Annotated in this window: 10 protein-coding genes and 2 tRNA genes; 6 read left to right on the forward strand and 6 right to left on the reverse strand. The window is 69.7% G+C overall.

What is annotated here, in order from left to right:
• Nucleotides 1-84: 84 nt before the first annotated feature.
• Nucleotides 85-1,026, forward strand: coding sequence for a LysR family transcriptional regulator (locus tag D7X99_RS09090; protein ID WP_121777430.1), 942 nt, complete (start codon nt 85-87; stop codon nt 1,024-1,026).
• A gap of 44 nt (nt 1,027-1,070) precedes the next feature.
• On the opposite strand, the gene D7X99_RS09095 is transcribed toward D7X99_RS09090, so the two are convergent.
• The 4 genes from D7X99_RS09095 to murJ all read right to left on the reverse strand — a co-directional run bounded on the left by D7X99_RS09095 (nt 1,071) and on the right by murJ (nt 5,404).
• Nucleotides 1,071-1,144: transfer RNA gene (locus D7X99_RS09095), tRNA-Met, on the reverse strand.
• Between the two features lie 79 nt (nt 1,145-1,223).
• A tRNA-Met gene (locus tag D7X99_RS09100) sits at nt 1,224-1,297 on the reverse strand.
• A 103-nt stretch (nt 1,298-1,400) separates the two neighbouring features.
• Entirely contained in the window at nt 1,401-3,407 is a 2,007-nt protein-coding gene (locus tag D7X99_RS09105) for a S1 RNA-binding domain-containing protein (RefSeq protein ID WP_121755125.1), read from the reverse strand.
• A gap of 227 nt (nt 3,408-3,634) precedes the next feature.
• Complete coding sequence (gene murJ / locus D7X99_RS09110; protein WP_255429281.1) at nt 3,635-5,404, reverse strand: murein biosynthesis integral membrane protein MurJ; 1,770 nt, start codon at nt 5,402-5,404, stop codon at nt 3,635-3,637.
• 69 nt (nt 5,405-5,473) lie between these two features.
• Between murJ and D7X99_RS09115 the strand changes: the two genes are divergently transcribed.
• From D7X99_RS09115 to D7X99_RS09135, 5 genes are all read left to right on the forward strand, one after another.
• Complete coding sequence (locus tag D7X99_RS09115; protein WP_121777432.1) at nt 5,474-5,962, forward strand: ferritin family protein; 489 nt, start codon at nt 5,474-5,476, stop codon at nt 5,960-5,962.
• Between the two features lie 63 nt (nt 5,963-6,025).
• On the forward strand, nt 6,026-6,898 hold the full coding sequence (gene encA / locus D7X99_RS09120) for an encapsulin nanocompartment shell protein EncA (RefSeq protein ID WP_120576723.1): 873 nt from the start codon (nt 6,026-6,028) through the stop codon (nt 6,896-6,898).
• Between the two features lie 24 nt (nt 6,899-6,922).
• The gene (locus D7X99_RS09125; RefSeq protein WP_121777433.1) at nt 6,923-8,347 is read left to right on the forward strand and encodes a sigma-54 dependent transcriptional regulator; all 1,425 of its coding nucleotides are present in this window, start codon (nt 6,923-6,925) and stop codon (nt 8,345-8,347) included.
• A gap of 75 nt (nt 8,348-8,422) precedes the next feature.
• Nucleotides 8,423-9,454 carry a M23 family metallopeptidase gene (locus tag D7X99_RS09130; RefSeq protein WP_121777434.1) on the forward strand — a complete coding sequence of 344 codons (1,032 nt, stop codon included), beginning with the start codon at nt 8,423-8,425 and terminating at the stop codon, nt 9,452-9,454.
• Nucleotides 9,455-9,532: 78 nt separating this feature from the next.
• Nucleotides 9,533-10,816, forward strand: a complete 1,284-nt coding sequence (locus D7X99_RS09135) for a hypothetical protein (RefSeq protein ID WP_120599688.1) — start codon at nt 9,533-9,535, stop codon at nt 10,814-10,816.
• Nucleotides 10,817-10,846: 30 nt separating this feature from the next.
• Here D7X99_RS09135 and rsmI read toward each other — a convergent pair whose 3' ends face one another.
• Nucleotides 10,847-11,680: a 16S rRNA (cytidine(1402)-2'-O)-methyltransferase gene (rsmI, locus tag D7X99_RS09140; protein WP_120599689.1), complete on the reverse strand. Its 834-nt coding sequence runs from the start codon at nt 11,678-11,680 to the stop codon at nt 10,847-10,849.
• Between the two features lie 13 nt (nt 11,681-11,693).
• Nucleotides 11,694-12,059, reverse strand: a complete 366-nt coding sequence (locus D7X99_RS09145; RefSeq protein WP_121751667.1) for a YraN family protein — start codon at nt 12,057-12,059, stop codon at nt 11,694-11,696.
• Nucleotides 12,060-12,090 lie beyond the last annotated feature (31 nt).

Below are 12,090 nucleotides of genomic sequence, written 5' to 3' on the forward strand. Positions count from 1 at the left end.
CCTCGATGCACCACGTATATCCATGGGACGTGGTGAAATAATCAGCCCAACCCGCAAGACTTCATTGCCAACCCCGCAAGAATCATGGACCAGCTCTTCACGCTCCGGACGTTCGTCGCCGTCGCCAGGCAGGGTAGCTTCACGGGCGCATCCCGCCACCTCCGCATCTCTCCGTCGGTGGCGACCCGCGCTGTCGCCCAGCTCGAGGAGCGGCTCGGGCTCGCGCTCCTCACGCGCACGACGCGCTCCGTGCGCCTCACCGAACGTGGGCAGATCTATCTGGAGAGCTGCCACCGGCTGCTGGAGGACCTGGATGAGGCCGACCGGCGCGTCCGGGGTGAGAACGCCGAGCCGCGAGGCGAGCTCCACCTCTCCGCCCCCATCGTCTTCGGACGGCTTCACGTCCTACCGGTGGTCCAGAAGCTGCTCGCGGCGCATCCGGCCCTGTCCGTCCGCATGCACCTGTCGGACAGGAACCAGCACCTCGTGGACGAAGGCATCGACGCGGCCGTCCGCCTGGGGGAGCTCAAGGACAGCAGCCTCATTGCCCTCAAGGTCGGCACCGTCCGCCGCGTGCTGGTGGCCAGCCCCCACTACGTGAAGCAGCACGGGGTACCCCGCTCGCCCGCGGAGCTGAACCGCCATGAGCTCATCGCCTTCGAGGGCCTCGACGCGACGAACGAGTGGCGGTTCGGCGAAAGGGAGAAGCCGGTGCGCATCCAGCCCCGCCTCATCCTCAACAGCGCGGACGCGCTCATCGCGGCGGCGGAGCAAGGGGTTGGTATCGCGCGCACGCTCTCGTACCAGGTGGCGGACGCCGTGCTCGCGGGGCGGCTGGTGCTGCTCCTCGGAGCGTTCGCGCCACCACCGGTCCCGGTGAGCGTCATCTACCCCGGCCGCCGGAGCACCTCCGCGAACGTGGGCGCCTTCGTCCGCACGGCGCGCAGCCACTTCGAGGAGCACCCGCTGCTGCCCGTCGAAGCGTGGCGGACTTCCAAGCCCGCGAGCGGCAAAGTCAGACGCTGAAAAAGCGAAAGGGCCCCGGCGTTTCCACCGGGGCCCTCTCAGAGTTGCGGGGGCAGGATTTGAACCTGCGACCTTCGGGTTATGAGCCCGACGAGCTACCAGGCTGCTCCACCCCGCGTCACCGTGACGCGGCACTGCTGTTATCACCTTGAACACCCGGGGTCGAAACTTTCATTTCGACCCCGGGCTTTTTCAAGTTGCGGGGGCAGGATTTGAACCTGCGACCTTCGGGTTATGAGCCCGACGAGCTACCAGGCTGCTCCACCCCGCGGCGAGAACGAGAGGGTAAGTACCGAAGCCTCTCGCTACCGTCAACACCTATCTCGGCGCCCCATCGCATTGTTTCGCGCGAGCGCCGAGATGGCGTGACGTCACTACTTGCCCAGCTTGCTGAGCAGATCCGCGAAGGTGCCGAAGCCCTTCTTGCCAGCGCCCTGCGGCTGCTGCGTCTTCTGCCAGGCCTCCACCTCGGCGCGCTCCTCCGCGCGGATGGCGCCGGGGATGGACAGGCGGATCTTCCCGGAGGCGTCGATGTCGATGATCGCCACCTTCAGCTCCTGGCCGATGGAGAAGTGCTTGCGCATGTCCGTGCCGCGATCCGTGCCGGTCTCGCTGGCCGGGATGAGGCCCTTGCCGCCCGGGAACGCGAGGAACACACCGTACGGCTCCAGCCGATCCACCTTGCCGACGACGACCGCGCCCACCTTGGGACGGGCCGCCGCGGGCTCCTTGGGAGCCGACGCCTGGGCCTCCTTCGCGGGACGCTCCTCGGGAGGACGCTGGGCCTCCTCCTCGGAGATGCGGCGCAGGCCGATGCGCTTGTCATTCGGGTCGATCTTCTCGACGGAGACCCAGATGACCTCGCCTTCCTTCACCGCGTCGCGCGGGTGCGCGATGCGCCGGTCGCTCAGCGCGGAGATGTGCACCAGGCCGTCCACGCCCGGGCGCAGCTCCACGAACGCGCCGAAGGGCTGCAGCCGGACGACCTTGCCCTGCATGCGGTCGCCCTCCTTGATCTCCTCCAGCGCCTTCTTGAACGGATCCTCCTGACGCGAACGCAGCGACAGGGTGATGCGCTCCTTCTGCTTGGACTTGTCGGGGGAGTTGGGCTGGCCCTCCTCCATGCGGAGGATCTCCACCTCCACGTCGTCGCCCTGCTTCACCACGTCGCTGGGGTGCGCGACGCGCGTATAGGAGAGCTCGGAGACGGGGACCATGCCCTCCACGCCGCCCAGGTCCACGAACACGCCGAAGTCGCGCACGCCGGAGACCTTGCCCTTGACCGTCTTGCCCACGGCCAGGGTCTTGCGCGTCTCCGTCGCCAGCCGGCGCTGCTCGTCCTCCAGCAGCGAGCGGCGCGACAGCACCACGTTGCGGTCGCGCACTTCCGTCACGCGGAACTGGAGCTTCTCGCCGATGAACTGATCCGGCTTCTCCACGAAGCGGATGTCCAGCTGGCTGATGGGGCAGAAGGCGCGTGTCTCACCGATGGCGACTTCCACGCCGCCCTTGTTCACGCTGAGGACCAGGCCTTCCACCGGCATGCCGGAGGCGCGGGCCTCCGCGAGCATCGCGAAGGACGCGTTGCCCTTGGCCAGCGCGCGGCTGAGCTGGATGCCCCGGGCACCCATCTCCACGACGTGCGCCTCCAGACGGTCACCCACGCCGAAGCGCAGGATGCCCTCGTCGTCCTTGAGCTCGCGCAGCTCGATCATCGCCTCGGACTTCGCCGAGCCGTCCAGCGACACGAACGCGGTGTCCGCGCCCAGCTGGAAGATGGTGCCACCGACCTTCTCGCCAATGCGCACGCCACGGCGGCCAGGAGCGCCACCGTCCTTGACCTGCGCCTCGAACATGTCCGCGAAGGACTCGGTCTCAGCGACCTCTTCGTACAGCGGGCTGGACGGCGCGGGGGCCGGCGTCACCGGACGCGGGGCCGGAGCCGGCGTCGAGGCCGCGGAGGCCTGCGCGTCAGCGCCCGTCTGCTCCGCGGTCGCGGTCGCCTCGGCGGGCTTCTCACCCTCCAGCGCGCGCGTCTCGATGGAGCCCGAGGCCCGCTTCACGACCACCATGGGGCCGGACGGACGGCGCTCGCCGCCTCCACCGCCACCCCGGCGCTCGCCGCCACGGCCACCGCCGCGCTCACCGCCGCCGCGGGGCGCGTCGCCCTGGGGACGGGGCTGCGACTGGGCGTCGCGAGGACCGCGATCACCGCGGCCCGGCCCGCCCTTCTCATCGCGGCCACCACGGCCACCGCCGCGCTCGTTGCCCTGGCCCCCCGAAGGGATGCCCAGCATCACGTCGCCAAACGTGGCCTTCGGCTTCTTGGGACCGAAACCGCCAGGACCGCCCGAATTTCCGCCGCTCTTCTCGTCGCTCACTGCCGAGACCTTCCGTTGACGATTCCAGCCCGGGACTTCCTTGAAGTCGGGGCCTTTGGAAAAAGGCGGCGCACTCTACACGTGCGCCATGCCCGGAGGAAGCCGCATGCGGCCATCCCCTTCACAATCGGCCTCCTATCCCAACGGAAAGGGGCCTGTCCTGCATTCCGTTTGAGCCCCCAGACACTGCCTGGAGGGCAGCCGTCCCACCGGGCGCCGCACCGCGTCTACCGGGCGAGACCCAGCTTCCGACCCACCTTGCGGAAGACGGCGCCCGCCTCCGGGACGCCCAGCGCGGCGGACACCGCGAAGTAGACGACGCCGAAGGGCACAGCCGTCGCCATCAGGCCCAGCACCGGGTGCAGTCGGGGCGGCACCAGGAGGGTCCCGCCCCACTCCGCCCCCACCCCGGGCATGGGGCCCAGGAGGCTGGTGAGGCCCTGCTTGACGGCCAGGGCCACGAGCCCGCCCACCACCGCCGCGCCGTACAACCGGGGCAGCAGCCCCGAAGGCAGGCCCACGGGCCCTACGATGGAGCGCAGCTTGCGGCGCAGGAGCGTGGTCTCCACCCAGGCGACGATGCCGCTGGACAGGGTGAGGAACGCCGCACCCAGCTCCCGGGGCAGACCCAGCCGCTCCGGCAGCCACAGCGCCAGGAACCAGGCCTTCACGGTCCCCAGGGTCACGCGCACGATGGCGTAGCGCAGCGGCGTCTTCGGATCCTTCAGCGCGTAGAAGGCGGAGGCGTAGAGCCGGCCCACGGTGGACGCCACCAGGCCCACCGCCGCGCCCATCAGCAGGTACCAGAGGTAGCGCGAGTCCGAGGCGCCGAAGCGGCCCGTCTGAAGGAGCGCACCGCTCACCAGGTCCCCGAGGAAGAAGAGCGCGACGGCGGAGGGCACCACCCAGAAGGCGATGCGCCGCGAGCCCGCGTCGACGCGGCTTCGCAGCTTCGAGTGCGCCTGGGCATCTCCTTCCGCCGTGGCGCGCGCCATCTCCGGCAGCTCCGCGGCGGACACCGCCATGCCGAAGAGGCTCACCGGGATGAGGTAGATGGTCTGCGCGTAGAGGAGCGAGGACAGCGCGCGGTTGGAGATGAGCGACGCGAAGGCGGTGTCCACCCACGCGCTGAACTGCACCACGCCGCGCCCCAGCACCACCGGGCCGAAGTTCTTCAGCACCTGGCGCACGGAGGCGCTCGCCAGCGACACCACCGGGCGGAAGTGGCCCAGCAGGCGCATCACCGTGGGCACCTGCACCGCGAACTGGAGGAAGCTGCCCAGCACCACGCCGTAGGCCAGCCACTCCGTCACGGCTTCTTCCGCGGCGCGCCCCCCGGACGTGCCGTGCAGGCTGCCCACCGCCAGCAGTGTGGCGATGATGACGACGTTCCACACCACGGGCGCCAGATAGGACAGGAGGAAGCGCCGGTGGCTGTTGAGGATGCCCAGGCACCACGCGCTCAGCACCAGGAAGCCCGTGCCCGGGAAGAGGATGCGCACCAGCCGCACGGCCAGGTCGCGCTCGCCACCGTCGAACCCCGGCGCGATGAGATCCACGAACAGCGGCGTGGCCAGCATGCCCAGCGCCACCATCACAGCGGTGGCCATGGCCAGCAGGCCGAACACCGCGCCCGCGACCCGGTCCGCCTCGTCCGCGTCCTTCTTGCCCAGCAGCTGGGCGTAGACGGGGATGAAGGAGCCCGACAGCACACCTTCGCCGAAGAGGTTCTGGAGGAAGTTGGGGATGCGCAGCGCGGCCTTGAAGACGGCGGCGGCCTCCGCGTTGCCCAGGTAGTGCGCGAAGACCCGCTCGCGCACCAGGCCCATCAACCGCGACGCCAGGATGCCAATGGCCACCAACGTCGCGCCCCGGCCTCCCACGCTGCGTTCAGGGCTGGACGGAAGAGGGGCGGCCGGAGAGGCGGCCTGGGACTGCGGGACAGGTGCGGGGGCGGTCACGAAGAGGCGAACTCTACGTCCGGCGTTCTTCGGCATGCAGCAGGAAACCCTTCGACCGCTGTTTCACTTGACGCTCACCTCACAGGTTGCGAGGGTCCGCCCCCAATGGCCGGAAAGTCCGACACCGAGCGGTCCGACGTCGCGCGCATCCGCGCCGTCCTGGCACGCGAACTCGAGACCATCAACGAGTACGAGGCGTTCGCCGAGGACTCCTCCCTCCCAGAGGTCAAGGCCTTCTTCCTCCACCTGGCGGCGGAGGAGAAGGAGCACGTGTCCGAGGCGACCCACATGCTCCGCATGCTCGACAAGGGTCAGGACGCGCACTTCGCCAAGCCCTTCGTCCCCGGCCACTTCCAGGCCGCCGTGGGGGGCGTCCCCTCGGAGCCCGCCGTGCCCGCCGCCGCGCCCGTGCATGCGGCGCCACCCGCCCCGCCCGCGGTGGGCCGCCTGGCGAACGAGCCCCTGACGTCCCTGCCGCCCCAGCGCCTCATCTACGGCGTCCCCGCGCCGCCGCCTTCGGCCAACGGCCATCCGCTCACCATCGGCAGCCTGCGCCGCGGCGGTGGAAGCGGTGGCTCCAGTGGCGGTCGCTAGAACCCTTTTGTTTCCTGCCTTCTCCTCTCCCCTCCTCTGCCGCCGCTCGTGACGGAGACACCGATGCCTGACTTCCTTGGACATGCCGAGAACCCGCTGCGCGAAGAGGAGTGGGCGCGCCTCAACGAGACGGTGATCCAGGTGGCTCGCCGTTCGCTGGTGGGCCGCCGCATCCTGGACATCTACGGGCCGCTGGGCGCGGGCGTGCAGACCGTGGCCTACGACGAGTTCCAGGGCGTGTCCCCGGGCGCGGTGGACATCGTCGGGGAGCAGGAGACCGCGATGGTCTTCACCGACGTCCGCAAGTTCAAGACCATCCCCATCATCTACAAGGACTTCCTGCTGCACTGGCGGGACATCGAGGCGGCGCGCACGCACAACATGCCGCTGGATGTGTCCGCCGCCGCTGGCGCCGCCGCGCTGTGCGCGCAGCAGGAAGACGAGCTCATCTTCTACGGCGACCAGCGCCTGGGCTACGAGGGCCTGATGACGGCCAACGGCCGCCTCACCGCCACGCTGGGGGACTGGACGGCGCCGGGCGGCGGGTTCCAGACCATCGTGGAGGCCACGCGCAAGCTCAACGAGGCAGGCCACTTCGGGCCCTACGCCGTGGTGCTGTCGCCGCGCCTGTACTCGCAGCTGCACCGCATCTACGAGAAGACGGGCGTGCTGGAGATTGAAACCATCCGCCAGCTCGCGTCAGACGGCGTCTACCAGTCCAACCGCCTGCGCGGTGAGTCCGGCGTGGTGGTGTCCACGGGCCGGGAGAACATGGACCTGGCGGTGGCCATGGACATGGTCGCGGCCTACCTGGGCGCCAGCAAGATGAACCACCCGTTCCGCGTGCTGGAGTCGCTGCTCCTGCGCATCAAGCACCCGGACGCCATCTGCACGCTGGAAGGCGCCATCCCGGCCGCTCCCCCAGCGCGCCGTTAAGTCGCGGTCCCCGCGCGGAGACTCATGGCCAAGGTCCTGGTCATCGATGACGAGACGAACCTGCGCAAGGTGCTGGCCGCCCTGCTGCGCCGCGACGGGTTCGACGTCACCGTGGCGGAGAACGGCGAGCAGGGCCTGGCCGAGTTCCACAAGAACGGCGCGGACATCGTCGTCACCGACCTGGTGATGCCCAAGCTGGGCGGCATGGAGGTCCTCGCCGCCGTTCGCACCGCCAACCCGGACGTGCCGGTGATCATCATCACCGCGCACGGAACCGTGGACTCCGCGGTGGAGGCCATCAAGGCGGGCGCGTTCGACTACATCACCAAGCCCTTTGATCAGGCGGAGCTGTCCTCCGTCGTGTCCAAGGCCGCCAAGACGAACGAGAGCGCCAAGCGCTCCGTGCGCGCGGACCACAAGGCCCGGTCCGCCATCATCGGCGAGTCGCCGCAGATCCAAGACGTCTACAAGGTCATCGACAAGGTCGCGGACACGCCCTCCACGGTGCTGATCACCGGAGAGAGCGGCACGGGCAAGGAGCTCATCGCCACCGCGCTGCACGGTGCGTCCAGCCGCCGCGACAAGCCGTTCATCAAGATCAACTGCGCCGCCATCCCCGCCACGCTGCTGGAGAGCGAGCTGTTCGGCTACGAGAAGGGCGCCTTCACCGGCGCCGTCACGTCCAAGCCCGGCCGCTTCGAGCTGGCCGACGAGGGCACCCTCTTCCTGGACGAGATTGGCGAAATTCCCGTCGAGATGCAGGTGAAGCTGCTGCGCGCGCTCCAGGAGGGCGAGTTCGAGCGCGTGGGCGGCATCAAGACGACGCGCGTGAACGTGCGCCTGGTGGCCGCCACCAACCGCGACCTCCAGGCGGAGATCGAAGCGGGCCGCTTCCGCAAGGACCTGTACTACCGGCTGGCCGTGGTGCCCATCGGCCTGCCCGCGCTGCGCGAGCGCCGGGGCGACATCCCGATGCTCGCCGCGCACTTCGTGGACAAGTACAACCGGCGCCTCCACAAGAAGATCGAAGGCATCGCTGACGACGCGCTCGCGCTGCTCCAGGCGTATGCGTGGCCGGGCAACATCCGCGAGCTGGAGAACCTCATCGAGCGCGTGCTGCTCTTCGCGGACGGTCCCCACATCACCGCGAAGGACCTGCCGGAGCCGGTGCGCGGGGGAGCGGGCGTGCAGGCAGGGGCACAGGTCGCCGCCTCGCTGGGCACGCTGGACGTCCCCGTGGGCGAAGTGGGCCTCAAGGACATCGTGCGCATGAAGGCCGCGGAGCTGGAGCGGGACCTCATCGTCAAGAAGCTGGACGAGACGGGCGGCAACGTCACGCGCGCCGCGCGCCTCCTGCAGATCAGCCGCAAGTCGCTCCAGACGAAGATGAAGGAGTTCGGCCTGCGCGACACCACCCCGGACGGTCAGGAAGACGGCCCGGACGAGTAGCCAGGGGGGCCGAAATATCGCCTTCTCGCCAGCGGTTTCGGCCCCCGCGTACCTTCTTACCCTCAGGGAGCCTGAATGCGGCCGAATCTTCCCACCCTCGGTGGACCACCGAAGCGCAATCCCTTCGGACCGGTGGTTGCCGTCTCCGTCATCCTCGGCGCGGCCGCGGGTGGCGTGTGGTGGTGGAAACAGCGCATGGCGGATGTCCCCATGGACGTCGCCTCGCAGACCGCGTCCGCGCTGGACGCCGGCACCGTGGCCGCGGCCCCCGTGGCCCCGCCCGCGCCCACCGACCCCGTGAAGGCCGCGGGCCTGGAGCGCGTGTCCATCCGCATCGAGGGCCCGCTGGAGACGGCGCTCGTCCAGGCCTCCGACTCCACCGTGGGCCCCGCCCTGGCGCAGGTGGTGACCCGCACGCTGGTCTGGTGGGTGCGAGTCCCCGGCGAAATCCTCCGGGGGGACACGCTGGACGTGCTCTTCCAGCGCCGCCCCAACGAGGAGCCGCTGGTGTACGCGGTGCGCTTCGTGAGCGGCAAGACGGGCCAGACGCACCGCGCCTACCGCTTCACGCCCGCGGGTGAGCCGAACTCCCGCTACTACCTGCCGGGCGGCGACGAGCTGGAGCTGCGGATGGAGAAGTCGCCCATCGACAGCTACGAGCAGATCACCTCACTCCTGCGCGACGGCCGTGGCCACAAGGGCGTGGACTTCCGCGCGCCGGTGGGCACGACGGTCCGGGCCCCGTTCGCGGGCGTCATCAAGCGCAAGAACTGGAACTTCGGCAGCAACGGCAACTGCATCGAGCTGGTGGAATCCGGGGGCAAGGGCCGCCGCGCCCTCTTCCTGCACCTGGCGGAGCTGCCCCGCACGGTCCAGGCCGGGATGCGCGTGTCCGCGGGCCAGGTGCTGGCGCAGAGCGGCAACACGGGCCACTCCTTCGCCCCCCACCTGCACTACCAACTCATGCTGGGCGAAAACCGCGTCCTGGACCCCTTCGACCAGCACAAGACCTTCCGCGCGTCCCTGGCGGCCGCACAGAAGGGCGCCTTCGACACCGAGGTCCAGCGGCTGGATGGACTGCTGGGAACGTCGGTCGCGGGGAAGTAAAGCCCCACCCATTTCTTGACACTCCTCCGACGGCACGGCTAGCTGGCAGGCCTGGGCCGTGGTCGTCGGAGGTAGTGGATGCACAGGTTTCGTGCCGTCATCGCCGCGCTGACGCTGGGCGTGCCTTTCGCCGCCAGCGCGGCGGAGATCACCCGGATTGCTTCCTCGTTCGAGGATGATGATCCGTTCGACCTCTTCCTCGACGTGGGCTTCGAGCGCACGCAGACGCGCGCGAAGATCGTCCGCGAGCAGCTTCGCGACGGCGACGCCACCAACGTCCCCGAGGTCAACGAGCTCTGGTACAAGGGCGTGGACGCGCGGCTGAATCTCGCCGTCGCCTTCGGTCTGTGGAAGGACCTGGAGTTCAGCTTCAAGCTGCCCATCGTCTTCCAGCAGAACGAGACGTGGAACTTCGTCTCGGGAACGACCCAGGGCAACTCCACCATCACGAACAGCTGCTTCAACGCGGACGGCTCGCCCTACTCCGACGAGGGCTGCGTGGGTCGGCTGTTCCAGGTGCCCCAGGAGAGCTACCGCGGCGGCCTGGGCAACGTGCACTTCGGGCTGGCGTACGCCTTCTTCAACCAGGAGAAGGACAACACCAAGCCCACGTGGATTGTCGGCATCGACTACGAGGCGCCCACCGCCAAGCAGCGCGACCCGAGCGTAGCCAACACCGATCCGGACGGCGATCGCGGCAACGTGGGCGACCGCGTCCACAAGTACCAGCTCTACACGACCTTCTCGCGGAAGATGGGCGTGGCCGAGCCGTACTTCAAGGCGTCCCACACCATCCCGGTGCGAGGCCCCGGCGCATACTCCAACTGCGACCAGTCCGGCGCCAACCCGCCCAACCTGGGTGCCCCGGGCAACTGCTACCAGGACATCTGGACCCGCCAGGAGACGGGCATCAAGGCCCCGTCGCAGACGGCGCTCGCCTTCGGCATGGAGCTGGTGCCCTTCGAGAACGCGGCGAAGTCCCAGAAGTTCACCCTGGACCTGAAGCTCCTGGGCAACTACGTGGGCCGCGGCCGGTACTACAACGAGCTGAGCTCCGCGCTGCGCAAGCTGCTCACGTCCGACGACTACTTCCAGGTGGGTGGCCAGGTGGGCGTCACCGCCCGCGCCGCGGAGGCCTTCACCATCCGGGCCTCCGGCAACTTCCTCTACAACACGGAGCACCTGCTCACGACCGAGGCCATTGGCCAGGACCTGAACGGCGACGGGACCGTGGACACCGCCTTGGGCTCGCCGGAGCTGAACCCCACGTTCGACTGGCGCTACGACCTGGTGTCCCGCCGCTTCCGGGCCATCCAGAGCACCACGTTCCGCTTCGACCTGGGCGCGACCTTCAGCTTCTGAAGTCCCGCCTGGAGCAGCGGTGGGCCACCCCTACCGCTGCTTCAGCCCCAGGCCCAGCCGGTACACCTCCTGGCCGGGCCACCCCGCGCGGCGGGCCAGCTCCGTGCTCAGCGGCTTGAGCTTCTCGCCGCGAGCCAGTCCCGCCTCCAGCGCCCGGCGCAGCTCGTCCTCGCTCCAGCGCTGCTCGCCGGTGCGGCCCTCCACCAGCACCACCACCTCGCCCCGGGTCTCCTCGCCCGCGTAGCGCGCCACCAGCGCGGACAGCGGCCCCCGGACGAACTCCTCGTGCAGCTTGGTCAGCTCCCGCGCCACACACGCGCGGCGGTCGCCCCAGGCCTCCTGCAGGTCCACCAGCGTCTCCGCCAGACGGCGCGGGGACTCGTAGAGGACGCAGGTGGCGGAAAGGGGGGCCACCTCGTCCAGCATTTCCCGGCGCTCCGGCCCTTTGCGCGGCAGGAAGCCCAGGAAGTGGAAGCGCCCGGTGGGCAGGCCCGAAGCGCTCAGGGCGGCCACCAGCGCCGTGGGACCGGGCACCGGCTCCACCTTCAGGCCTCGCTCCAGCGCCTCCGCCACCAGCTTCTCACCCGGGTCGCTGATGCCGGGGCTGCCCGCGTCGGTGACGAGCGCGCAGTCCTCCCCTGCCTCGATGCGGTCCAGGATGCGGCCGGCGCGCTGCCCCTCCGCGAAGGCGGGCAGGCTCACCAGGTCCTTCCCGGTGATGCCGAAGTGATCCAACAGGATGCGCGAGTGCCGGGTGTCCTCGCACGCGAGGAGGCCGACGGTGCGCAGCGTCTCCAGGGCCCGGGCGGTGACGTCCCCCAGGTTCCCGATGGGCGTGGCCACGAGGTAGAGCGTTCCAGCCAAGGGACGGATTCCTTTACATGCCAGCGTCGAAGGCGGCGGGCAGGTGTTCCACCCGGGCGTGCTCGCCCTGGCCCACGACGGAGATGACGTCGAAGCGCACCATGCGCCCGTCGATGCCGTTCTGGAAGAGGTAGTGCAACGCGGCCTTCACCACCCGGCGCTGCTTGGCGAAGGACACGGTGTGCGACGGGTCTCCCCACGCAGCGGAGGAGCGCATGCGCACCTCCACGAAGCACACGAGTTCCCCTTGCTCCGCCACGATGTCCAGCTCGCCGTAGCGGCACGTCCAGTTGCGCGCCACCACCCGGAAGCCCTGCGACTCCAGCAGGCGCACGCCCTCCGCCTCCGCCACGTCCCCCACGTCCCGCCGCGTCCCCATTTCCGTCCCCGCCGCCCCTCGTGATTCCGGC

Origin of the sequence: Corallococcus sp. AB032C, from assembly GCF_003668935.1 — a bacterium.
GTDB lineage: Bacteria > Myxococcota > Myxococcia > Myxococcales > Myxococcaceae > Corallococcus > Corallococcus exiguus.

Bases quoted from the DNA above. Each gene is read 5' to 3' on its own strand.
- D7X99_RS09090 (WP_121777430.1), top strand. From the start codon at position 85: ATGGACCAGCTCTTCACGCTCCGGACGTTCGTCGCCGTCGCCAGGCAG.
- murJ (WP_255429281.1), bottom strand. From the start codon at position 5,404: ATGCCGAAGAACGCCGGACGTAGAGTTCGCCTCTTCGTGACCGCCCCC.
- D7X99_RS09115 (WP_121777432.1), top strand. From the start codon at position 5,474: ATGGCCGGAAAGTCCGACACCGAGCGGTCCGACGTCGCGCGCATCCGC.
- encA (WP_120576723.1), top strand. From the start codon at position 6,026: ATGCCTGACTTCCTTGGACATGCCGAGAACCCGCTGCGCGAAGAGGAG.
- D7X99_RS09125 (WP_121777433.1), top strand. From the start codon at position 6,923: ATGGCCAAGGTCCTGGTCATCGATGACGAGACGAACCTGCGCAAGGTG.
- D7X99_RS09130 (WP_121777434.1), top strand. From the start codon at position 8,423: ATGCGGCCGAATCTTCCCACCCTCGGTGGACCACCGAAGCGCAATCCC.
- D7X99_RS09135 (WP_120599688.1), top strand. From the start codon at position 9,533: ATGCACAGGTTTCGTGCCGTCATCGCCGCGCTGACGCTGGGCGTGCCT.
- D7X99_RS09145 (WP_121751667.1), bottom strand. From the start codon at position 12,059: ATGGGGACGCGGCGGGACGTGGGGGACGTGGCGGAGGCGGAGGGCGTG.